The 21,024-nt window shown below is 66.8% G+C and carries 21 protein-coding genes; 2 read left to right on the forward strand and 19 right to left on the reverse strand.

The genetic code is table 11. The annotated features are described in order from the left end of the window. Positions 1 to 52: 52 nt before the first annotated feature. The 8 genes from AC3IS2_RS09060 to AC3IS2_RS09095 all read right to left on the reverse strand — a co-directional run bounded on the left by AC3IS2_RS09060 (position 53) and on the right by AC3IS2_RS09095 (position 6,856). On the reverse strand, positions 53 to 742 hold the full coding sequence (locus tag AC3IS2_RS09060) for a helix-turn-helix domain-containing protein (protein WP_489197333.1): 690 nt from the start codon (positions 740 to 742) through the stop codon (positions 53 to 55). 57 nt (positions 743 to 799) lie between these two features. Further along, positions 800 to 1,291 carry a pseudoazurin gene (locus AC3IS2_RS09065; RefSeq protein ID WP_489197335.1) on the reverse strand — a complete coding sequence of 164 codons (492 nt, stop codon included), beginning with the start codon at positions 1,289 to 1,291 and terminating at the stop codon, positions 800 to 802. A 33-nt stretch (positions 1,292 to 1,324) separates the two neighbouring features. Then, entirely contained in the window at positions 1,325 to 2,008 is a 684-nt protein-coding gene (locus AC3IS2_RS09070; RefSeq protein WP_489197337.1) for an ATP-binding cassette domain-containing protein, read from the reverse strand. 7 nt (positions 2,009 to 2,015) lie between these two features. Beyond that, entirely contained in the window at positions 2,016 to 2,699 is a 684-nt protein-coding gene (modB, locus tag AC3IS2_RS09075; RefSeq protein ID WP_489197338.1) for a molybdate ABC transporter permease subunit, read from the reverse strand. Beyond that, positions 2,699 to 3,487: a molybdate ABC transporter substrate-binding protein gene (gene modA / locus AC3IS2_RS09080; protein WP_489197339.1), complete on the reverse strand. Its 789-nt coding sequence runs from the start codon at positions 3,485 to 3,487 to the stop codon at positions 2,699 to 2,701. The genes modB and modA overlap by 1 nt, the downstream gene beginning before the upstream one ends. 11 nt (positions 3,488 to 3,498) lie before the next feature. Continuing rightward, complete coding sequence (locus AC3IS2_RS09085; protein ID WP_489197340.1) at positions 3,499 to 4,002, reverse strand: molybdopterin-binding protein; 504 nt, start codon at positions 4,000 to 4,002, stop codon at positions 3,499 to 3,501. Between the two features lie 2 nt (positions 4,003 to 4,004). Next, the gene (locus AC3IS2_RS09090; protein ID WP_489197341.1) at positions 4,005 to 4,742 is read right to left on the reverse strand and encodes a TOBE domain-containing protein; all 738 of its coding nucleotides are present in this window, start codon (positions 4,740 to 4,742) and stop codon (positions 4,005 to 4,007) included. A 62-nt stretch (positions 4,743 to 4,804) separates the two neighbouring features. Beyond that, the gene (locus tag AC3IS2_RS09095; RefSeq protein ID WP_489197342.1) at positions 4,805 to 6,856 is read right to left on the reverse strand and encodes a TonB-dependent receptor plug domain-containing protein; all 2,052 of its coding nucleotides are present in this window, start codon (positions 6,854 to 6,856) and stop codon (positions 4,805 to 4,807) included. 171 nt (positions 6,857 to 7,027) lie between these two features. Here AC3IS2_RS09095 and AC3IS2_RS09100 point away from each other — a divergent pair, with 171 nt between their 5' ends. Continuing rightward, positions 7,028 to 8,539, forward strand: coding sequence for a PAS domain-containing sensor histidine kinase (locus tag AC3IS2_RS09100; protein WP_489197343.1), 1,512 nt, complete (start codon positions 7,028 to 7,030; stop codon positions 8,537 to 8,539). Continuing rightward, positions 8,532 to 9,140 carry a response regulator FixJ gene (gene fixJ / locus AC3IS2_RS09105; protein WP_489200133.1) on the forward strand — a complete coding sequence of 203 codons (609 nt, stop codon included), beginning with the start codon at positions 8,532 to 8,534 and terminating at the stop codon, positions 9,138 to 9,140. Before AC3IS2_RS09100 ends, fixJ begins: the two co-directional genes overlap by 8 nt. On the opposite strand, the gene AC3IS2_RS09110 is transcribed toward fixJ, so the two are convergent. The 11 genes from AC3IS2_RS09110 to AC3IS2_RS09160 all read right to left on the reverse strand — a co-directional run bounded on the left by AC3IS2_RS09110 (position 9,088) and on the right by AC3IS2_RS09160 (position 21,017). Beyond that, positions 9,088 to 9,507 carry a response regulator gene (locus AC3IS2_RS09110; RefSeq protein WP_489197345.1) on the reverse strand — a complete coding sequence of 140 codons (420 nt, stop codon included), beginning with the start codon at positions 9,505 to 9,507 and terminating at the stop codon, positions 9,088 to 9,090. The genes fixJ and AC3IS2_RS09110 overlap by 53 nt on opposite strands. Then, entirely contained in the window at positions 9,504 to 9,983 is a 480-nt protein-coding gene (locus AC3IS2_RS09115; protein WP_489197347.1) for a hypothetical protein, read from the reverse strand. The genes AC3IS2_RS09110 and AC3IS2_RS09115 overlap by 4 nt, the downstream gene beginning before the upstream one ends. A gap of 23 nt (positions 9,984 to 10,006) precedes the next feature. After that, positions 10,007 to 10,603 carry a molybdenum cofactor guanylyltransferase gene (gene mobA / locus AC3IS2_RS09120; protein ID WP_489197349.1) on the reverse strand — a complete coding sequence of 199 codons (597 nt, stop codon included), beginning with the start codon at positions 10,601 to 10,603 and terminating at the stop codon, positions 10,007 to 10,009. After that, positions 10,600 to 11,166: a carbonic anhydrase gene (locus tag AC3IS2_RS09125; RefSeq protein ID WP_489200134.1), complete on the reverse strand. Its 567-nt coding sequence runs from the start codon at positions 11,164 to 11,166 to the stop codon at positions 10,600 to 10,602. Before AC3IS2_RS09125 ends, mobA begins: the two co-directional genes overlap by 4 nt. A 69-nt stretch (positions 11,167 to 11,235) precedes the next feature. After that, positions 11,236 to 11,793 (reverse strand): hemerythrin domain-containing protein, encoded by a 558-nt coding sequence (locus AC3IS2_RS09130; protein ID WP_489197350.1) that lies wholly within the window; start codon positions 11,791 to 11,793, stop codon positions 11,236 to 11,238. A 17-nt stretch (positions 11,794 to 11,810) separates the two neighbouring features. After that, a complete protein-coding gene (locus tag AC3IS2_RS09135; RefSeq protein WP_489197352.1) occupies positions 11,811 to 12,920 on the reverse strand; it encodes a peptidylprolyl isomerase in 1,110 nt (369 codons plus the stop codon). Next, a complete protein-coding gene (gene narI, locus AC3IS2_RS09140; RefSeq protein ID WP_489197353.1) occupies positions 12,917 to 13,666 on the reverse strand; it encodes a respiratory nitrate reductase subunit gamma in 750 nt (249 codons plus the stop codon). The genes AC3IS2_RS09135 and narI overlap by 4 nt, the downstream gene beginning before the upstream one ends. Positions 13,667 to 13,679: 13 nt before the next feature. Next, on the reverse strand, positions 13,680 to 14,369 hold the full coding sequence (gene narJ / locus AC3IS2_RS09145; RefSeq protein WP_489197354.1) for a nitrate reductase molybdenum cofactor assembly chaperone: 690 nt from the start codon (positions 14,367 to 14,369) through the stop codon (positions 13,680 to 13,682). Then, the gene (gene narH, locus AC3IS2_RS09150) at positions 14,369 to 15,892 is read right to left on the reverse strand and encodes a nitrate reductase subunit beta (RefSeq protein WP_489197355.1); all 1,524 of its coding nucleotides are present in this window, start codon (positions 15,890 to 15,892) and stop codon (positions 14,369 to 14,371) included. Before narH ends, narJ begins: the two co-directional genes overlap by 1 nt. Then, a complete protein-coding gene (locus tag AC3IS2_RS09155; RefSeq protein ID WP_489197356.1) occupies positions 15,892 to 19,620 on the reverse strand; it encodes a nitrate reductase subunit alpha in 3,729 nt (1,242 codons plus the stop codon). Before AC3IS2_RS09155 ends, narH begins: the two co-directional genes overlap by 1 nt. A gap of 2 nt (positions 19,621 to 19,622) precedes the next feature. Next, positions 19,623 to 21,017, reverse strand: a complete 1,395-nt coding sequence (locus AC3IS2_RS09160; RefSeq protein WP_489197357.1) for an MFS transporter — start codon at positions 21,015 to 21,017, stop codon at positions 19,623 to 19,625. Positions 21,018 to 21,024 lie beyond the last annotated feature (7 nt).

Here is a 21,024-nt window from a genome sequence, read left to right on the forward strand (position 1 = left end):
AGGGTCTTGCCGGAGGCCGGCCCACGCGGGCCGCCCCTCCATCACCCCTCGCTCAGGGGCAGAGCGCCTTCAGCCGATCCCTGCGCATGAAACGGACCTGACGGCTGGACCGCGCGGCGATCAGCCCATCGGCCTCAAGATGGGTCAGGGTGCGCGATACGGTGTGAATGGCCAGGCCCAGGAAGTCCGCCATGTCCTGCCGACTCATCGGCAGAACCATGTCCCTGCCCGCGCCGATCCTCTGGGCGTAGCCCAGCAGGAAGGCCACGACCCGCTCGGTGGCGCTCTGGCGCGCCAGGATGGCGGCGTGATCCTGACTGCGCTGATAGGCCCTGACCGTCGCCGCCCACAAGTCGCCCGTCAGGCGGACATCGTCCGCCGCCAGGGCCGCCAGGCGTCTGCGGCCTATGGCGACCACTGTCGCGGCGGTCGCGGCCTGGACGGTGACGGAATATTCCACGCCCGCCTCCAGCCCCAGAAACTCGCCCGGCAGATGGAAATCCACCACCTGTCGGCGACCGTCGCCCAGCAGGCGATAGCTCATCAGAACCCCCCGTTCGACGCGGTAGGCGAACTCGGCCGCCTCGCCCTCGAGGAAGAGCTCCTCGCCTGCTCCCATCCGGGTCGGCAAGGCATGGCTGTCGGCGAAGGCCTGGCACAGGGCGCAAGCCGCTTCAGGCGCCGGCGCGACCGAAGTCGCGGTCGATCCGGCGTTCAGCGTCAGGGGAGGAGCGGCGCACATGACAACCTCTTTGTCTTGGATAACGCCACGCTAGGTCCGCTCCCCGCCGGGCGGTATTCAGGTATCCCGCCTAGGGGAAACACCGGAGTTGCCTGGACGCGCTTCGCTCGCCTGCCGGAGGAAGCCCTCCATCCGTCGGCGCGACAGAACCGGCAGGCGCGCGGTCGCCGTGCGGAAAGCCGGGAGATCGCGTCGCGCATCACCCGCGACGATCAGCGCCACCATGCCCATGCCGAAGTGCGGACTGCATTTGACGCCATAGAGTCCGGCGTGAGTCACCCGCAGATCGAACATCTTGTTCATGGCGCCGCGCGCCATCGGGACCCCGGCCGGCGTCATGCCCCTGATCAGCTCTGCGTTGTGGCTCGGGTCCGTCGGCATGAACCGGACGGTGTCGCCGATCCTGGCGCGTATCAGCCCGGGCTCGAACACCATCGTGCCCGCGGCGCTTCGATTGAGCATGCGCACGGTGTGAACGGTCGGCCTCGGCGCCGCGGCGCCTAGCAACAGCGCGCCCACGCCTCCAGCCGCCATACGTCTCGTGATCATTCGCCTCTCCTTCAAGAAGGGCCCGCCGTCCGGCTAGCGGACAGACAAGCCCGCACGAAAATTATCGACCACGAGCGTCAAGGGTGTTGCGCGTGCGCAATGGCAGTGACGTTCGCCGTCGAAAAGGATGCGGACCCCGCCCAGGCGCTCTGCCTCGGCGGCCTGGTGCGTGACATAGAGGACCCCGCACGTCCCCTCGTCGCGTCGCGCCTCGATCAGGCCCAGCGCCGCATCGCGCCGCGCGGGGTCCAGACCGGTCAGGGGCTCGTCGAGCAACAGCAGCCGCGAGGGGCGCTGCAACAGAGCCCGCGCCAGCGCGGTTCGCCGCTTTTCTCCGCCCGACAGGCTGGCCGGACGCCGGGCGAGCAGAGGCCCCAGTTCCAGCACCTCGACAATGTGCTCGAACGCCTGCCTGTCCTTCGACGGGCCGTGCGCGCCGAACAGCAGGTTGGCGCGCACGTCCATGTGGGGGAACAGGCGACTGTCCTGAAAGACGGAGGCGACGGCGCGCCGCTCAGGGGCCAGATCGATGCCAGCCGCTGCATCAAACAGGGTTTTCCCGTTCAGCCCGATCCGCCCCCGATCCGGACGCCGCAAGCCCGCGATCATGTGCAGAAGCGTCGTCTTGCCCGCGCCGGATGGCCCCGCCACCACGGCCAGCGGCGTCTCGACCTCGAACTTCGCCGTCACGGGACCGTCGCCCGTGTCCAGGCTCACATCAACCTCAAGCCGCATGTCGGAGCCCCCGCCGGACGAGCGTTTCGGAAGCCGCCAGGGCGACCAGCGAGACCAGGACGGACAGAATCGCCAGACGGGCCGCCGTGCCCTCCCCGCCCGGCGCCTGCAAGGCGCTGTAGATGGCCAGGGACAGGGTCCGGGTTTCGCCCGGAATATTGGAGACGAAGGCGATCGTGGCCCCGAACTCCCCCAGGGCCCGCGCGAAGCCCAACACCAGGGCGGCGACCACGCCGGGCGCGGCCAGAGGCGCGCTGACGGTCCAGAAGACCCGCATCGGCCCCGCCCCCAAGCCGCGAGCCGCGCTTTCCAGGCGCCGGTCCACGCCGTCGAACGACAGGCGGATGGCCCGCACCATCAAGGGCAGGGCCATGACACCTGAGGCCACGGCGGCCCCCGTCCAGCGGAACATCAGATCCACGCCGAACACGGCATGCAGCCAGGCTCCGACCGGTGCCGCCGGCGCCAGCAAGCCGAGCAGCAGCCAGCCGACGACCACCGGCGGCGTCACCAGCGGAAGATGCACCAGGGCGTCCAGCAACGCCTTACCGGGAAAGCGCATTCGCGACAGTATCCAGGCTAGGCCGCAAGCTAGGGGCAAGGCGCCCAGAACGGCCGCCGTCGCCACCTTCAACGACAGGGCCAGAACCCCCCAGTCGCCGGCCTGCAACATCAGCGGTCGCCCCGAACGAAGCCGCGCGCCGCGAAGATGGCTTCCGCTTCATCGGAGGTCAGGAAACCTTGAAACGCCGCCGCCTCGCGACTGTCGGACCGCGCCAGCCGGGCGACGGGATAGAGAATCCGGGCATGGGTCTCCGCCGGGAAGACGGCGACCACGGCGACCTTGTCCGACGCCTGGGCGTCGGTGGCGTAGACCACCCCCAGCGGGACCACGCCGCGTTCAACCAGAGCCATGGCGGCGCGGACGTTCTCGGCCGGGGCCAGGCGCGTCTCAAGCCTCGGCCAGTGGCCCAAGGCGATGAGGGCGGCCCTGCCGTAGCGTCCCGCCGGAACCGCGTCCGGATCGGCGATCGCCAGGCGACCGTCGCCCAGCGCCGCCTCAAGGGCTTGAGGCGAGGCGAGATCCAGCGAACGCGCTTGCGCCCTGGGGGCCACCAGGACCAGGCGGTTGGACGCCAGGATGGCGCGTGAGGCGGGATCGACCAGCCCCTTGGCCTGCAAGGCGTCCATCCACGCCTCGTCCGCCGAAATGAACAGATCCGCGTCCGCCCCGCTTTCGATCTGACGAGCCAGCGCAGAAGAGGCGGCGAACGAGATGATCGGCGGCGCATGGCCTTTTCGGGTCCAGGCGTCGGACGCATCGGTCAGGACATCCTGGAGGCTGGCGGCGGCGAAAACGACCGGCCGGCTTTCCTCCGTCGGCTTCTGACAGCCGACCAGAAGGCCCGCCAGCATCAGGCCGAGCAGCAGGCCGCGCCGCCCCATTCCCGAGGTTCGCATGACAGGCCGGGTCAATGGTGCGATCCCGTGCGCGGCAGGTTTTCGCCGAGGTCCAGGATGTCGATCCGCTCAACCCCATAGAGCGAGCGCGCCGGGCGGAAATCCCCCTCCACGACGATGCGGAAGCCGGCCGGTCGGCTCTCGCTCGTCTCGTTCGACGGAGGCGCGATGATCACCCGCGTCGGCTTCATGGCGGGGTCGACTTCGCCCAGGCTGAGCACGATCTGATAGCCGTCGGACGCGGTGATCCGCACCGCCTTGGCGAAGGCTGGTCCATGCATCATCGCACTTTCGGGCGCGCCCGCCCGGGCCAGCAGTTCAAACAGCAGAGGGCCGGAATAGGTCACGCTGGTTCCGTGGCTGTCCAGCACCACGGTTTCCTGAGGAAGGGCTTGAAGGTCCGCGGCCGTCACCGTGACGGCCTCGCCCCCGACGCCGCGCAGCATCAGGTCCTGAGCCAGCGCCGGAAGCGGCGCCGTCGCCAGGACGGCGGCCAGTATCCAGGATGTACGCATGTTCACTTCTCCACCGCCAAAATCACGTGAGGCGCCTTGACCAGCGCGGTCACAGCCACGCCGGCGGCCAGGTCGAGCGCCTGCGCGCTTTCCAGGGTTAAGGTGGCGACAAGGGTTTTGGCGCCTCCGATGTCGATGCTGATCTCGCTGTTGACCGCGCCGTCCTGGCGGTCGACCACACAGCCTGAAAGCTGGTTGCGCGCGGAGGCCCGCAGCGCCTCGCCACGCGCCAGGATCACGTCGCCGGCCTGGATCAGGGCGATGACCGCATCCCCGACGGCCAGGCCCAGATCCTGGATGCTACGGTTGGTCAGGGCCGAGACGATCTCGGCCTCGTTCCCGACTGACACGACGACTTCGCCGTTGACGGCGCCGGGGGTGATGCGAGCGACAACGCCCCGCAAGGCGTTCCTGACGCTGGTCTTCATGCCGAGACTCCAGAATAGATCGCGCGCGGTGTCGCCGCGAAAACCGCCGTCGATTTTGGCGAGCGCCGCACACAGTTCGGTGCTCATCCGCTGCAGGGCGTCGGCCATGGCCCGGCCGCGCGGCGTCAGCACGGCGTTGTCGCCGTCCCGTCGCCCCCGCTCCACCTCGATCAGCGGGTGCTCGAACAGGTTGTTGAGCGCCTGAACCTGATCCCAGGCCCCCCGGTAGCTCAGCTCAAGGCGGCGCGCCGCGCCGCCGATCGAACCGGTCGCCTCGATCGCATGCAGCAGGGCGACGCGGTCCACGTTCACGCGAACGCCCCCTTCCCTGGCGATGGAGATGCTGGCGTCCAGCCGGGCATCCTGCGGAGGCATCAGAACCTCACCCGCAGATCCAGACGACCGGCGCGACCGGCTTCGGGGTAGCCGTCGACCAGCTCGTAATGCTCATCGAACAGATTATTGGCGGCGACGATCAGGTCGACGGACTCCGTCAGGGCGAATTCCGCCGTGACATGGCCGAGGAAGACCGGGTCCGTCCTGTAGTAGCGCTTGGGCGCGACCGTCGCATAGGTCCACAGGCCGCTCCAGGCTTCGGCGGTGGGGATCAGGGTCAACCGATCCGTGACGCTCCATTCCAGCCAGGCGAAGACCCGGTGGGCCGGCGTTCCGGTCGCGCGGTAGTCGGTCTCGGCGGGGTTCTCCAATTCGCGCTTCACGTAGGCGTAGGAGCCGCTCGCTTCCAGCTTCGGCGACAGGGCGGCCCGCACCGACGTCTCGACGCCGTACAGGCGCCCGTTGCCGGCGTTCCGCGTCTGGTTGACCACGCCGAAGGGCGGACCGAGATCCACAGGGATCTGGACCAGCATGTCCTGCAGATCGCTGTAGAAGACGGCGCCGTCGACCGTCAGTCCGTCGTTGAATCTTCGATGGACGCCGACCTCATAGTTGATGGCCCTCTCGCTCTTGACCGAGGGATTCGGCACCGACGTGCCGAAGCGGGAGCTGAACCGTTCGAACAGGGTCGGGAACCGGCTCCGCGAGGACACGCCGGCGTAAAGTTTAAGATCCGGGTCAGGACGATAAATCAGCATCGCCTGCGCATTGGACGCCTGATCGTCGCTCAAGGGATGCGAAAGCAGGACGCCGTTATTGTAGTCCTCGGCCCGGCGCAGGTCGCGGCGATCGTGCGACAGGCCCACGATCAGATCGAGCGTCTCGCCGAACCTGTGCACATTCTCCAGCGCCACCGAGGTGGTCCGCTCACGGGTGATCTGGCGCGGCTCGGTCGAGAGCGTGGGATGGAAGCTCGTCTGCCATTCGACATGCTCGTCCTCGCGAACGAAGGCGGCGGCCCGCAAGGTGTCGACCGGCGTCAGGGCGAGCGTCAGCCTCAGATCCCCGCCGATGGCCTCATCGTCATAGAAGGACCGGAAGGCGCGGCGCTGGGACTGCGTGGTCTGGCTGGCGTCATCATAGGCGAACAGCCCGTTATCGAAGGTGTTCCGGTACAGCCTCCCCTCCAGCGTCGCCTGGTCGGTCAACTGGATCCGAGAGATCAGGGCCAGACTGTCCAGGTTCCACTCGGGCCAGCTCCAGTAGCGGGCGCTGGCGGTGTCGCGCACATGGTAGGGCGCATTCTTGGAGCCCTCCTGTCGCGTGTAGGTCAGGGAGTATTCGTCCGTTTCGTTCGGCGTGAGTCCAGCCTTGAAGTTGAGGCGCCAGTCTTCGGTCTCCGAGAATTCGCGAGCGCCGCCGTCTTCCAGGCTCGTGGCCTTGAACCCTTCGGGCAGGGACCAGTGATCACGGTTGGCGTAGGCGCCGCTGACCTGCACATAGCCGCGATCGACGGCCGCCCCGACGCGCCCCGTTACGCTGCTGCGGGCCGCCTCCAGATCATTGTCGAACTCCAGGCCGACGCCGAGATCGCCCTCGAGCCGGCGCGTCGGCCGGCGCGTCACCAGATTGATCGCGCCGCCCATGGCGCCGGGTCCGTCCAGCACGGAAACATAGCCCTTGGACACCTGCACCTGGGACAGGTCCGCCGTCAGGAACCGCGCCAGGTCGATACGATTGTCCGCCGGCAGGAACACGCGCACGCCGTCAATGGACAATGTCGTCTGGAACCGGTCGAACCCGCGGATGGAGGCGTAGCGCTCGTTGCGCGATCCGCCCGTGGCAACGGCGCTGACGCCGGGGATCAGATCCATGACCTGATCCACGCTGGTCTTGCCGAAGCGTTCCATGACGTCGGCCTGAACCACGGCGCCGCCGGCCGTCTGACCTGTCCGGTCGCGCGCCGTCACGACGACCTCGCCCAAATGGTAGGTCTCGCTCGCCCTTTCGGTTTGCCCCGGGGCCTGACCATGCGCCAGGCCGGCGGCCAGAAGGCTGAACACGGTGGATGTCAGGAGAAGGCGTCTCATGGGGAGCAGTCCGTTATGAAGTCGCGCTTCATATATCCGGGTCGGCGCCGATCTCTTTTGATCCCAGTCAATCGACAGCTTGACGATTATCGGGGCCTGGCCGCATGGCCTTGGCGACGTGAATCCTTCAGACTGGCTCCCGGCGCGGCGGCGCGCCTGACGGACAAGAAAATGAGCGACGCGCCTTCGAACGCGACAGCACAGCCGGCCGGTTGGAGCCTGCGACGCCACCGCGCCCTGGGCTACCTGGCCGCCGTCGCGGGCGTCGTCGCGGCCTATGGCCTACGCACGGCCATGGAGCCGGGGCTTGGCGACCGTATCGCCTTCCTCTTCTTCGTTCCCGCGGTGGCCGCCGCCGCGGCTCTGGGCGGCGTCGGCCCCGGTCTGACGGCCACGCTGTTGGGCGCGATCGGCGGGCTGCTGATCACCTGGCAGGGCGGTCCCAGAACCGATGGGGACGTCGTCGCCGCCGTGGTCTTCCTGACTTTGGGGGCCTCGATCAGCGTGGGGGGAGAACTGCTCCATCGTGCTCGCCGACACGCCGCCGCCGTGAACGCCCATCTGCGCGCACGTGAAGCTCACCTTCAGTCCATCCTGGACACCGTGCCGGACGCCATGGTGGTCATCACTGAAGCGGGGATCATCCGTTCCTTCAGCCCCACGGCTGAACGCATGTTCGGCTGGTCGCTCGAAGATGTCGTCGGTCAGAACGTCAAGCTGCTGATGCCGGAACCCTACAAGACCGCCCACGACGGCTATCTCGACCGCTACATGCGCACGGGCGAGAAGCGCATCATAGGCCAGGGCCGCGTCGTCGTCGGACAACGCAAGGACGGCTCGACCTTTCCGCTTGAACTGGCGGTCGGGGAGATGCGCTCAGGGGAGCAGCGCTACTTCACCGGTTTCATCCGCGACCTGACCGAGCGACAGGCGACCGAGGCCCGCCTTCAGGACCTGCAGACCGAGTTGATCCACATCGGCCGTCTGACGGCCATGGGCGAAATGGCTTCGGCCCTGGCGCATGAACTGAACCAGCCGCTGAGCGCCATGGCCAACTACCTCAAGGGGTCGGTGCGCCTGCTGGAAAAGGAAGACTTGCCCCGGGACCGCCTGGAGGACGCCCTGCGAAAGGCGGGAGAACAGGCCCTGCGCGCCGGCGACATCATTCGGCGGCTCCGCGATTTCGTAGCGCGAGGCGAAGTCGAGCGCCGCGTCGAAAGCCTGCCCAAGCTGATCGAAGAAGCCGGGGCCCTGGCCCTGGTCGGCGCCAAGGAATACGGCGTGCGGGTGGAGTTCGCCTTCGCGCCGGATGTCGATCTGGTGCTGGCGGATCGCGTGCAGATCCAGCAGGTCGTGCTGAACCTGATCCGCAACGCCCTGGAGGCCATGGAAGACCAGCCTCGCCGCCTGCTGACCATAGCCATCAAACGTGACGGCCCGGATGCGCGCGTCATGGTGGCCGATACAGGAACGGGTCTGGACCCGAGCATCGCCGATGTTCTGTTCCAACCCTTCATGACGACCAAGCGCACCGGCATGGGCGTCGGCCTGTCGATCTGCCGGACGATCATCGAGGCGCACGGCGGGCGCATCTGGGCTGAACCCAACCCGGAGGGCGGCACGTGTTTCGTCTTCATTCTGAGGACCGCGGATCAGGAGAATTTGCATGACGACGATGCGTGAGCAGGTGGTTCACGTCGTCGATGACGACGCCGCGCTCAGAGACTCCCTGAGCTTCCTGCTCGACACCAACGACCTGCAGACGCGGCTCTACGTTTCCGCGATCGACTTGCTTGAGGCTGCGCGACAGGCGCCCCTGACGGGCTGCATCCTAACCGATGTGCGGATGCCCGACATGAACGGGATCGAGTTGGTTCGTCGGTTGCGCAGCCAGGGCGTCGCCCTGCCCGTCGTCGTCATGACCGGCCACGCCGACCTGTCTCTGGCGGTCGAGGCGCTGAGAGCCGGCGTTCAGGACTTCATCGAAAAGCCCTTCGATGAAGACGTTCTGATCGACGCTCTTCGTCGCGCGCTCGACAGCGCTCGCGAACCGCAGGTCTCGGCGGCCGATCTCGCCGTCGTCGAACGCCTTTCGTCCCTGTCGGTCCGGGAAAAACAGGTTCTGGACGGCCTGGTCGCCGGACACGCCAACAAGGTTATCGCCTTTGATCTGGGCATCAGTCCGCGCACGGTCGAAGTCTATCGCGCCAACCTCATGACCAAGATGCAGGTCAAGAGCCTGTCGGAACTGGTCCGCGTGACGGTCCTGACACGCAGCGCCTGACGGCGAGAGCCTTCTGGACCTCGCCCAGCAGGGCGTCGCCGATCAGAGGCTTCTCCACCAGGACGGCGCCGCTCCGAGCGACGTCCTCGCGCAGGCGACGCGGCGGATGGGTGGTCGTTAAAATGGCAGGGCACGTCACGCCCCCGGCGCGCAGACGAACAAGCAACGTCAGGCCGTCCAGGCCGGGCAGATGATAGTCTAGGATCAGACAGGCGATCTCGGCGATCCGGCCTGGGCCGTCCGTCCCTTCCAACTCGCGCAGCAAGGACTCGGCGTCGCCGTGGACGCGGATGGCAAGGCCCTCGGCCTCCAGGGCGAAGGCTGTCGAATGAGCGACGGCCGGGTCATCGTCCACCAGAACGATCACGCCGCCGCCCGCCGCAGGCAGGCGTCTTCTCGCCGCATCCGCTCCAGAAGCCTCATGCGCAGGCTGCGGCACAGCGCATAGAGCCGCCGCCAGTCGCGCGAGGCTCCGGCGGGCGGCGACAGTTGCTCCGTGACGCGCTGAACGTCCCGCAAACGGCGTTCCAGCGCCCCATGATCCGCCATCAAGGCATGAGCGGTCTCACGATCCGGTTCGCCAGAGCAGAGCCAGAGCGCCTCGCGTCCTTCATGGATTTCGAAATCGTCGAGCATGTCCGCCAGCACGTCCCCGAGACCATGCGGCCAGGCATCGTGCCGCGCGTAGCGCGGCTCAAGCCGATCGGCCAACCCGACGGCCTTCAGCAAGACGCGCCGCATCTCCGCCGCCGTCCGCCGGCCGTCGAGTCCGTCCTCAGTCGGATTGTCAGATATTGTCCGCATCGCAACACCTCGTCGAGCGATGTTGGCGTGTTCGGGCATGGCCCGCCTTGCGTTCGGACAAATCAGCCCTTCGCGATGCTGCGCAGCCATGCGTCGGCCGACGCAAGCTCTTGCGGCGTGTTGATGTTGGCGAAGGCGGCTTCCTCGTCCGGCCATTCGACCACGACGTGACCCGCCCTGTGGCCGACGCCGCGCAGGGACCGTCGCCCTTCGGCGGCCTCAAGCCCAACGGCGGCGCGGCTGCTCGTTCGCCAAAGGGCGCAAGAGGGATGCAGCTTGCCCGGCGTCGAGGCCATCGCCACCCCGGCATCAGGACGCAAGGCGTCCGTCAGGCGCAGCGCCAGATCCTCGGGCAGGAACGGCGTGTCGCACGCTACGACCAGGACCCGGTCACGCCCCAGCGCCGCCGCCCAGTCCAGAGCCGCCGCCAAACCCGCCACGGGGCCTTCCAGCGTCGGGTCGTCATAGATCAGGTGAACCTCAGGCGACGGCGTCGACCATTGATCGGTCCGCCGCAGCACGACGGCTGTCGGTCCGCCCCAGACGCTCGCCCGATCCAGAACCCGCTCAATCAGGGAGCGCCCACCCAGCCGCCGTTCCGGCTTGCGCCCCCCCATGCGCCTCCCCTCTCCGCCGGCCAGAATGGCGACCAGCGTCATAGGACCTGCCGCCGAGCAGCGCGGGCCGGCTCCGACACGCTCACTTCGAGGTCGCGCAGCAGACCGTCCTGAATGGAATAGATCCAGCCGTGAACCGTCAGCGGCTGGCCGCGTCGCCAGGCGTCCCGCACGAAGGGGTTGGCCGCAACCGCTTCGACCTGGGCCATGACGTTGCATTCGCATAGGCGGTTCGCCCGCATGTCGGGGTCGTCGATCAGGTCCAGATCCGCCGCCCGATCCTGGGCCAGTCGGCGCACCGGCTGGAGCCAATGGTCGATCAAGCCCTGACGGCGGCGGGTCAGGGCCGCGCGCACGCCGCCGCAGCCATAGTGCCCGCAGACGATGACGTGCCGAACCTTCAAGACCTCCACGGCATATTGCAGCACGGACAGGAAGTTGATGTCCTGAGGCGAGGCCAGATTGGCGATGTTGCGATGCACGAACAGTTCGCCGGGGTCCAGCCCCACGATCTCATTGGCTGGCACGCGACTGTCCGAGCAGCCGATCCAGAGGTATTCCGGTTGCTGCTGCCGCGCCAGGCGCCGGAAATAGTCCTCGTCCATGCGGGTCTTGGTCGCCGCCCACCGCAGATTCGCCTCCAGCAATTGATCAATCACACTGGGTTTCCTTTCTCAGGCGCGCCCGCGCCGCGCCGCCAGGCGGCGGGACAGACCGGTCAGGTCGCGTGGCGTCAGGCGCAAGCGCGCGATGGGCAGGACGACCGCATTTTCCAAGGCGATGTGTCGTCTCTCTCTCTGGGTGAAATTGTGCATGGAGCGCACCAGGTCGGGCATCTGCGACGGCGCGCCTCCAGAATTGAGCAGGACCTCGAGCCGATCGGCCAGGCGCGCCGCGCTCGCCACCTCTGCATGATGATCGCTCGACAGCAGTCCCAGCACGCGGTTGATGTCGTCCTCGGCCAGACAGCGGCGGCGCAGCAGCGGAAAGAGGTCCTCCTCCTCGTCTAGGACGTGCAAGGGGAGGTCGTGCCGGAGAAAGCCGACGATCTCAGCCAGAAGGCTTACGGGCGCGTGCATGAGCGAGGCCGCCTCGTCGATCGCCTGGCACAGTTGACGCTGGCGATAATGTTCCGCGAACAACCAGTCGAGCGGCGACGCCACCAGTTGGGGCGGCATGGGTTCGATGCGCTCGGCCCGTGCGTTCTTCGGCGACATCCCCTTGGGAATCATGGCGCCCTGCCTTCCCCTCAGCGTCGCTTCAGCAGGGTGAAGGTCCGGGGCGCCGGTTGCAGTTTCAGCCGCAGAACCGCGCGCGCGCAGGCCAGGGCCGGATCCTCGGCGTCCTTGGCGGACGACAGCAACCGGGTCCATTCCTCGTCATCGGCCGCCGTCAGATGGTCGCGCAGAACCCCCTGGACATAGTCGCCCATCGTCTGCCCCGCAGCGTCGCAAGCCGTCCGGGCAAGCCCGGCCAGCTCGGGATCGGCGACGTCCAGCCATTCGCTCAGACGTTCGCCGCCGCCGCCCAGCAGGTCGCCCAAGGACAGCGGCCCGGCGCTCACCTCGCCTTTCGCGCTCAGGCTCAGCGCCACGCCGCTTTCGCGCGCAGCCTCGCCCAGATCCGCGACATAGCGGGCGGCGGCGGCGCGCCAGGCCCGCTCCTCCAGCATCTGCTCGATCCACGGTCGGACGTGCGCGAACGGCAGGCGTTGCCCTTCGGCGCGGCGATCGACCTTCAGAACGTGCCAGCCGAAACGCGACCGCACGGGCGCCGCACAAAGTTCGCCCTCCGCCAGCGCCGCCAGCGCCGCTTCGACCTCAGGCGCCAGGTCGCCCTGGACCAGTTGCCCCAGGGCGCCGCCGGATGCACCCGACGGGCAGTCGGACACGGCGCGAGCCAGATCGGCGAAGGAGCCCGATCGCAAACCCAGGGTCGCCAAATGCGCCTCGGCGACTTGATACGCCGCTTCCCACAGCGCCTCGTCGTCGCCCGTCGCGGCGACCAGGATATGCGAAGCCTCGGTCATGGCGGGCGACCGGAAGCCGTCGGGTCGACTGTCATAGACCCGCAGACATTCCGTCTCGGACGGGGTTTCGACCGCGACCTCCTGCTCCAGAAGCGCGCGGATCATGGCTTCCTCGGCGGTCTCCTCACGCCCCTCCTCGTCGAACAGCGGCGAGGCTTCGATGTCCATCTCGAACGCCTGGTTCAGCAGCAGCGCCCGAATGGCCAGGGCGTTGGCCGCCAGCTTGCGGGCCTGCTCGATGCTGGGGGCCGGGTGGTTCGAGATCTCCTGGGCGATGAGAGCCTCAGGGACCTCCACCCCGCCGACGACGATGGCGGCTTCGCGGCTCATTTTTCGCCTCCCGAACGACCGCGCAGATGCGCAGGCAGAGGTGAGATACGGCGCACCGGCATCTCACGGCGGCTGCGGACAAGCTGCCAGCCCCGGCGGTTGAGATACCAGATCGGCGCCGACAGCATGTGGACCAGGCGCGTGAACGGGAAGACCAGGAAGATGGTCAGGCCCAGCACGATGTGCGCCTTGAACAGCCAGTGAACGTCGGCGACAAGGTTCGCCACGCCGGGCTGGAAGGTGAAGACGCCTTGGGCCCAAGCCATGAACTTCATCATCTCCGCGCCGTCCATGTGGCCGGCGGACACGAAGATGGTCGACAAGCCCAGGCACAGCTGGACCAGCAGGATGATCAGGATCGACGTATCGCCGAAGCTGGACGTCCTGCGGATCCGCGGATCAAACAGGCGTCGATGCAGCAGCAGAAGGCCGCCGATCAGCATCATGACGCCCGCCACGCCGCCAGCGACCATGGCCAAAAGCTGCTTGGCGGAATGACTGACGCCCAGCGTGTCCCAGACCACCACCGGCGTCAGAAGACCCACGAAGTGCCCGCCGAAGATCATCAACACGCCGAGGTGAAACAGGATCGAACCCGCCACCAGCTGGCGACGACGCAACAGCTGCGAGGAGCCGGTTCGCCAGGTGTAGGGTTCGCGATCGAAGCGGATGACCGAACCGATCACCAGAACGGACAGGGCGATATAGGGATAAATGCCGAAAAAGAGCTGATTCATTACATCCATGGCGTGTCCTCCTTCAGGCGGCGTTGGGCTGGGCGGGCGGCGTGTTCATCGCCGCGACCAAGGCGTCGGCCTTCGGGCAGCCGACATCCTCGGGGCCGAAGGTGACGGGGGCGTCTTCCCAGGCTTCGTCCAGGGCCTTGAGATCGTTCGGATCGGGGTCGGGTTCGCTCAACAGGGCGGCGACGGCGTCCTTGTCGGCCGCGCCCGACAGGGCGCCCAGGGCGCCGAACACCGCCCGATATGGGCTGGCGCGCCTGTGCAGACGTTCGCCCAGCGCCTCCAGCACGTGGGCCGCCTCGCCCAGCAGCGACGCCGCGCGGTCCGCCGGAAGTTGCGACAGGAACTCCAGGAAGACCGGCAGGTGATCCGGCAGTTCGGACGTGGCCAGTTCCAGGCCTTCGCCGCGATAGAGTTCCAGCAGCCCCGCCATCGCCTCGCCGCGATCCCGGCCTTCGCCGTGGACGTGCTCGTAGAGGTTCAGCGAAAGCGACCGCGAACGGTCGAACAGCTCTACAAACTGTTCTTGCAACTCATAGAGGTCGTGGGTCTTCAACGTATCGATGAGACGACCCAGGGCCTTGACGAGGCGTTCCGGCACGTGGCCTTCGCTGCGGACCACGGCCAGCAGATCTTCCGCCGACGCCTGAAGCATCGCGTCGGGATAGGTCAGCATCCGACCCAGGGCGCTATAGGTCGCCAGCATCATTCCACCTCCATCGGATTGCGGGGACGTGTTTTCTTGACGCGGCCGAACAGGCCGTACTCCGTCGTCCCGCCGGAGCAGCCGTTGCCGAAGGTGAAGCCGCAAGACCCGCGCAGGTCGAAGGCGTCCTCGCCCGTTTCCCTGTGGTTGGTCGGGATGACGAAACGGTCCTCGTAGTCGGCGATGGCCATGATGCGGTACATGTCGTCGATCTGGGCAGCGGTCAGTCCCACGCGCTCGGCCAGGGCGTGATCGATCCGGCCGTCGACGGTCTTGCCGCGCATGAAGGCGCGCATCGCCAGCATCCGCTCCAGAGCGGTCACGACAGGTTCCTCGACGCCGGCGGTCAGCATATTCGCCAGATACCGCACGGGAATCCGCAGGGATTTGACGTCGGGCATATCCTGGTCGATTTCCAGCGCCCCGGCCGAGGCCGCCGACTGGATCGGCGACAGCGGCGGCACGTACCAGACCATCGGCAGGGTCCGGTATTCAGGGTGCAGCGGGAAGGCGACCTTCCAGTCCATGGCCATCTTCCAGACCGGACTGCGGCGCGCGGCCGCCAGCCAGGCGTCGGGCACGCCGTCGGCTCGGGCCTGCTCGATCACCTTGGGATCATTGGGGTCCAGGAAGACGTCGAGCTGGGCCTGATAGAGGTCCTTCTCGTCGACGCTGGCCGCCGCCTCGATGCGGTCGGCGTCATAGAGCATCACCCCCAGATAGCGGATGCGCCCCACGCAGGTCTCCGAGCAGACCGTGGGCAGGCCCGCCTCGATCCGCGGGTAGCAGAAGGTGCACTTCTCAGACTTCCCGGATTCCCAGTTGTAATAGATCTTCTTGTAGGGACAGGCCGAGACGCACATCCGCCAACCGCGGCACTTCTCCTGGTCGATCAGGACGACCCCGTCCTCCTCGCGCTTGTAGATGGCGCCCGAGGGACAGGCGGCCACGCAGGTGGGGTTCAGGCAGTGTTCGCACAGCCTGGGCAGGTACATCATGAAGGTGTTTTCGAAGGCGCCGTAGATCTCCTTCTCGACGCCTGCGAAGTTGTAGTCCTTGGACCGCTTGGAGAATTCGCCGCCCAGGATCTCCTCCCAGTTCGGCCCCCATTCGATCTTCTCCATCCGCTCGCCCGTGATCTTCGAGCGCGGCCGAGCCGTAGGAAAGTGCTTCATCTCCGGGGCTTCCTGGAGATGGGCGTAGTCCATGTCGAACGGCTCGTAGTAGTCGTCGATCTCGGGCAGGTCGGGGTTGGCGAAGATGTTGGCCAGGATCCGCCACTTGGGCCCCATGCGAGGACGGATGCGGCCGTTGCGGGCGCGCTCCCATCCTCCGTTCCAGCGGTCCTGGTTCTCCCAGTCCTTGGGATAGCCGATGCCGGGCTTGGTCTCGACGTTGTTGAACCAGGCGTATTCGACGCCGTCGCGGCTGGTCCACACGTTCTTGCATGTCACCGAACAGGTGTGACACCCGATGCACTTGTCGAGGTTCAGCACCATGCCGATCTGGGCGCGGACTTTCATCAGCCGTTCTCCTTGTCCGAACGGGGCTCTTCCAGCCAATCCACCGTTCTCATCTTGCGCACGACGACGAACTCATCGCGGTTCGAACCGACCGTGCCGTAGTAGTTGAAGCCGTAGGCGAGCTGGGCGTAGCCGCCGATCATGTGCGTCGGCTTGGGCACGATCCGCGTCACGGAGTTGTGGATGCCCCCGCGCCGGCCCGTGATCTCGGACCCTGGCGTGTTCACGATCTTTTCCTGAGCGTGGTACATGAAGGTCGTGCCTTCACGGATGCGCTGAGACACCACCGCCCGCGCCGAGATGGCGCCGTTGGCGTTGAACAACTCGACCCAGTCGTTGTCGACAATCCCCGCCTTTTGGGCGTCGGTCTCCGAAATCCAGATCACCGGGCCGCCGCGGTTCAGCGTCAGCATCAGCAGGTTGTCGGAATAGGTCGAGTGGATGCCCCATTTCTGGTGCGGCGTGATGAAGTTCAGAACGATCTCGCTCTCACCGTTGGGCTTCATTCCCCTGACCCAGGTGGTCTTCAGATCCAACGGCGGACGATAGACGCACAGGGACTCGCCGAAGGCCCGCATCCAGGGGTGGTCCTGATACAGTTGCTGACGTCCCGACAGGGTTCGCCACGGCACCCGCTCGTGCACATTGGTGTAGTTGGCGGTGTAGCAGACGTGTTCGGACTCCAGCCCTGACCAGATGGGCGACGAGATGATCTTGCGCGGCTGGGCGACGATGTCGTTGAACCGGATCTTCTCGTCTTCCTTGGGCAGGGCCAGATGGGTGTGGTCGCGGCCGGTGAAGCGGGACAGCGCCGCCCACGATCTGACCGCCACCTCGCCGTTGGTCTCGGGCGCCATCATCAGCACGGCCTCGGCCGCCTCGATGGCCGTCTCCATGCGGGCCAGGCCCTTGGACACGCCTTCTTCCAGCACCTCGCCGTTCAGGGCCTTGAGCGCATCGACTTCATGGTCGGTGTCCCACTTCAGCCCCTTGCCGCCGTTGCCGACCTTGGCCATCAGCGGGCCGACCGAGGTGAACTGCTTGTAGAGATTGGGATAGTCCCGCTCCACGACGGTCATGACCGGCATGGTGCGTCCCGGAACAGGCTCGCACTCGCCCTTCCACCAGTCCTTGGCGTCGAAGGCCTGGGCCAGTTCGCCGGGGGTGTCGTGCTGGATCGGCGTCAGCACCAGATCCTTTTCGACGCCCAGCACTTCGGGGCAGACCTCCGAGAAGGTCTTGGCCAGACCGCGGAAGATGTCCCAGTCCGAACGCGCCTCCCAAGCCGGGTCCACCGCCGCCGTCAGCGGGTGGATGAAGGGGTGCATGTCCGAGGTGTTGAGGTCGTGTTTCTCGTACCAGGTCGCCGTCGGCAGGACGATGTCCGAATAGACGGCCGTGGTGGACATGCGGAAGTCCAGCGTCACCAGCAGGTCCAGCTTGCCCTCGGTGGTGGCGTCGCGCCAGCGCACATCCTGCGGCTTGACCTTGCCGTCCTCGCCCAGGTCCTTGCCCTGAACGCCGTGGTCGGCGCCAAGGAGGTGCTTGAGGAAGTATTCGTGGCCCTTGCCCGACGAGCCCAGCAGGTTCGAGCGCCAGATGAACATGTTCCGCGGCCAGTTGGCCGGATCTTCCGGGTCCATGCAGGACATTTCAAGCGAGCGGTTCTGCAGGTTCCGCACGGCGTAATCGACGGGATCGACCCCATCGCGTTCGGCCGCACGGACCACCTCCAGAGAGTTGGTCTTCAGCGCCGGCGTGGACGGCAGCCAGCCCATGCGCTCGGCCCGCACGTTGAAGTCGATCAACGAGCCGGACCAGTCGCCGGCGGGCGCCGTCGGCGACAGGATTTCCTCGGCCGACACCGTCTCATAACGATACTGGCCCGTGTGGGCGTAGAAGAAGGAGGTGGCGTTCTGCTGACGCGGCGGCCGGAGCCAGTCCAGGGCGAAGGCGACCGGCGCCCAGCCGCTCTGCGGACGCAGCTTCTCCTGCCCCACATAGTGCGCCCAGCCCCCGCCGGACTGCCCCACGCAACCACACATCACCAGCATGTTGATGACGGCGCGATAGTTCATGTCCATGTGGAACCAGTGGTTCATCGCCGCGCCGATGATGACCATGGACTTGCCGTTGGTCTTTTCGGCGTTGCCGGCGAAGCCCCGCGCCACGGCCAGGATCTGGTCACGCGGCACAGACGTCATCTGCTCCGCCCAGGCCGGCGAATAGGGTTCGGGGTCGTCGTAGTCGCGCGGCATATGCTCGCCGCCGAAGCCCTGATCGACGCCGTAGTTGGCCAGGAACAGGTCGAAGACGCTGGCCACCAGGGTCTCGCCGTCCTTCAGCGCCATCTTCCTGACGGGCACGTTGCGGGTCAGGACGTCAGGGTGGTCGCTCGAGGCGAAACCGTTCGAGGCGGTGTTGGCGAAATAGGGGAAGCGCACGCCCACGACGTCGTCATGAGTTCCCTTCAGGCCCAGGCGCAGGCGCGTCTCGCGGCCCTCGGCCTCGCGCTCCTCGAGGTTCCAGCGGCCTTCCTCGCCCCAGCGGAAGCCGACCGAGCCGTTCGGCGCGACCACGTCGCCGCTGATCTCGTCGATCGCCACGGTCTTCCAGTCGGGATTGTTGGCCTGGCCCAGATCATCGACGAAGTCGGATGCACGCAGCATCCGCTCCGCGACATAGCCGCCGTCCTGCGGGACTAGGCGCACCAGCATCGGCAGGTCCGAATACTGGCGGACGTAGTCGGCGAAGTAGGGCGTGGTCCGATCGACGTAGAACTCCTTCAAGATGACATGGCCGAAGGCCATGCCCAGGGCGGCGTCCGTGCCCTGCTTCACGGCCAGCCACAGGTCGGAGAACTTGGAAGCTTCCGAATAGTCGGGGCAGATCACCACCGACTTGGCGCCGCGATAGCGGGCCTCGGTGTAGAAGTGGGCGTCGGGCGTGCGGGTCTGCGGGACGTTGGAGCCCCACAGCAGCAGGAAGCTGGAGTTGTACCAGTCCGCCGATTCCGGCACGTCGGTCTGCTCGCCCCAGGTCTGGGGCGACGCGGGCGGCAGGTCGCAATACCAGTCGTAGAACGAGCCGCACACGCCGCCCAGCAGCTGCAGGTAGCGAGAGCCGGCCGCATAGGACAGCATCGACATGGCCGGGATGGGCGAGAAGCCGAACACCCGGTCCGGGCCCCAGGTCTTGATGGTGTGGGCGTTGGCCGCAACGATCAGTTCGTTGACCTCGTCCCAGGTGGCGCGGACGAAGCCGCCGGCGCCGCGCATCTTGACGTAGTCGGCGCGCTTGGCCGGGTCGTTCTGGATCGAAGCCCAGGCGGCCACCGGCGCCATCGTCCGGCGCGCATCGCGCCACTGACGCAGCAGGCGGCCGCGCACCAGCGGATACTTCACCCGGTTGGCGGAATACAGATACCAGCTGTAGCTGGCGCCCCGCGCACAGCCGCGCGGTTCATGGTTGGGCAGGCCCGCGCGCGTGCGGGGATAGTCGGTCTGCTGGGTCTCCCAGGTGACGATGCCGCTCTTGACGTGGATCTTCCACGAACAGGAGCCGGTGCAGTTCACGCCGTGGGTCGAGCGCACGATCTTGTCGTGACGCCAGCGGTTTCGATAGGACTCCTCCCACTTGCGGTCGTCATCGGTCATGACGCCGTGGCGGTTGGAGAAAAGCTCGGTCTTTCTTTTGAAGAATGCGAGACGATCGAGAGTATGGCTCATGCTCAGGCCACCTTCTTTTCGAGTTTATTCAAAATCGACTTCGGCCGTGCGTAGAAGGCCCAGTTCACGACCAGACACGTGGCGTAGAAGGTCATGAAGATATAAAGCGCCACCGTCGGTCCCCCGAACGCCCCCATCGAGGAGGCGAAGCCCAGGGGGATGAAGAAGCCGCCATAGGCGCCGATGGCCGAGGCGAAGCCGATGATCGCGGCGGATTCCAGCTCAGCGGCCTTCAGGCGCTCGCCGGCCGAGCTGTTCGGCATCAGGCGCGCGGTTTCCAGCCGCATCAGGCCGGGGATCATCTGGAAGGTCGAGGCGTTGCCCACGCCCGTCCAGAAGAACAGCCACAGGAAGCTGGCGAAGAACACCGGGAAGCTCGGCTCGCCGCCCCAGGCGCCCAGGCTGTGCAGCAGACCCGCCACGCCCAGAATAAGCGAAAGGAACACCCACTGGGTCACGTGCTGGCCGCCCCAGCGATCCGAGATCCAGCCCGTCAGGGCGCGCGAAGCGGCGCCGACCAGCGGTCCCAGGAAGGCGATCTGCAGGATGTTGACGTCCGGGAACAGCGTCTTGCCCAGCAGCGGGAAGGCCGCCGAGAAGCCGATGAAGGACCCGAAGGTGCCGATGTAGAGGTAGCACATCAGCCAGTTGTGCTTCCGCTTGAACACCACCGACTGTTCCTTGAACGAGGCGCGCGCCGAGGCCACGTCGTTCATGCCGAACCAGGCCAGGACCGCGCAGACCGCGATCAGCGGCGCCCACATCAGCGGCGCGTGTTGCAGCCACATCTGATGCTCCACGCCGTTCTCGACATAGACCTGCGGCGGGCCGCCCAGCGGCCCGAAGAAGGCCAGGCCGACGACGATGGGCGCCAGCAGTTGCAGCGCGCTAACGCCGAGGTTGCCGAGGCCCGCGTTCAGCGCCAGGGCGTTGCCCTTCTCAGCCTTGGGGAAGAAGAAGGCGATGTTGGACATGGACGAGGCGAAGACCGCGCCGCCTAGACCGCACGACAGCGACAAGGCGACGAACACCCAGTAGGGCGTCTCGACATGCTGCACCGCCATGCCCATCCCCACCACGGGAACCAGCAGGCTCAAGGTCGTCAGCGTGGTCCACAGTCGCCCGCCGAAGATAGGCACCATGAAGCTGTAGAAGATGCGCAGGGTGGCGCCCGACAGCGCTGGCAGGGCCGTCAGCCAGAAGCGTTGCTCGGTCGAGAACTCGAACCCGGCTTGAGGCAACCGCGTCACCGCGGTGGACCACAACATCCACACGGCGAAGCCGATCAGGAGGTTGGGGACCGAAATCCAGAGATTGCGGCGCGCGATGCGCTTGCCCTTCTCCGCCCAGAAGGACGGATCCTCCGGGCGCCAGTCGGTCAGGACATGTCTAGCCATTAGCAGA

It is taken from the genome of Brevundimonas sp. KH_025 (assembly GCF_057839885.1).

Bases quoted from the DNA above. Each gene is read 5' to 3' on its own strand.
- AC3IS2_RS09060 (WP_489197333.1), bottom strand. From the start codon at position 742: ATGTGCGCCGCTCCTCCCCTGACGCTGAACGCCGGATCGACCGCGACT.
- AC3IS2_RS09065 (WP_489197335.1), bottom strand. From the start codon at position 1,291: ATGATCACGAGACGTATGGCGGCTGGAGGCGTGGGCGCGCTGTTGCTA.
- modB (WP_489197338.1), bottom strand. From the start codon at position 2,699: ATGTTGCAGGCCGGCGACTGGGGGGTTCTGGCCCTGTCGTTGAAGGTG.
- modA (WP_489197339.1), bottom strand. From the start codon at position 3,487: ATGCGAACCTCGGGAATGGGGCGGCGCGGCCTGCTGCTCGGCCTGATG.
- AC3IS2_RS09085 (WP_489197340.1), bottom strand. From the start codon at position 4,002: ATGCGTACATCCTGGATACTGGCCGCCGTCCTGGCGACGGCGCCGCTT.
- AC3IS2_RS09095 (WP_489197342.1), bottom strand. From the start codon at position 6,856: ATGAGACGCCTTCTCCTGACATCCACCGTGTTCAGCCTTCTGGCCGCC.
- AC3IS2_RS09100 (WP_489197343.1), top strand. From the start codon at position 7,028: ATGAGCGACGCGCCTTCGAACGCGACAGCACAGCCGGCCGGTTGGAGC.
- fixJ (WP_489200133.1), top strand. From the start codon at position 8,532: ATGCGTGAGCAGGTGGTTCACGTCGTCGATGACGACGCCGCGCTCAGA.
- AC3IS2_RS09115 (WP_489197347.1), bottom strand. From the start codon at position 9,983: ATGCCCGAACACGCCAACATCGCTCGACGAGGTGTTGCGATGCGGACA.
- mobA (WP_489197349.1), bottom strand. From the start codon at position 10,603: ATGACGCTGGTCGCCATTCTGGCCGGCGGAGAGGGGAGGCGCATGGGG.
- AC3IS2_RS09125 (WP_489200134.1), bottom strand. From the start codon at position 11,166: ATGGACGAGGACTATTTCCGGCGCCTGGCGCGGCAGCAGCAACCGGAA.
- AC3IS2_RS09130 (WP_489197350.1), bottom strand. From the start codon at position 11,793: ATGATTCCCAAGGGGATGTCGCCGAAGAACGCACGGGCCGAGCGCATC.
- AC3IS2_RS09135 (WP_489197352.1), bottom strand. From the start codon at position 12,920: ATGAGCCGCGAAGCCGCCATCGTCGTCGGCGGGGTGGAGGTCCCTGAG.
- narI (WP_489197353.1), bottom strand. From the start codon at position 13,666: ATGGATGTAATGAATCAGCTCTTTTTCGGCATTTATCCCTATATCGCC.
- narJ (WP_489197354.1), bottom strand. From the start codon at position 14,369: ATGCTGGCGACCTATAGCGCCCTGGGTCGGATGCTGACCTATCCCGAC.
- narH (WP_489197355.1), bottom strand. From the start codon at position 15,892: ATGAAAGTCCGCGCCCAGATCGGCATGGTGCTGAACCTCGACAAGTGC.
- AC3IS2_RS09155 (WP_489197356.1), bottom strand. From the start codon at position 19,620: ATGAGCCATACTCTCGATCGTCTCGCATTCTTCAAAAGAAAGACCGAG.
- AC3IS2_RS09160 (WP_489197357.1), bottom strand. From the start codon at position 21,017: ATGGCTAGACATGTCCTGACCGACTGGCGCCCGGAGGATCCGTCCTTC.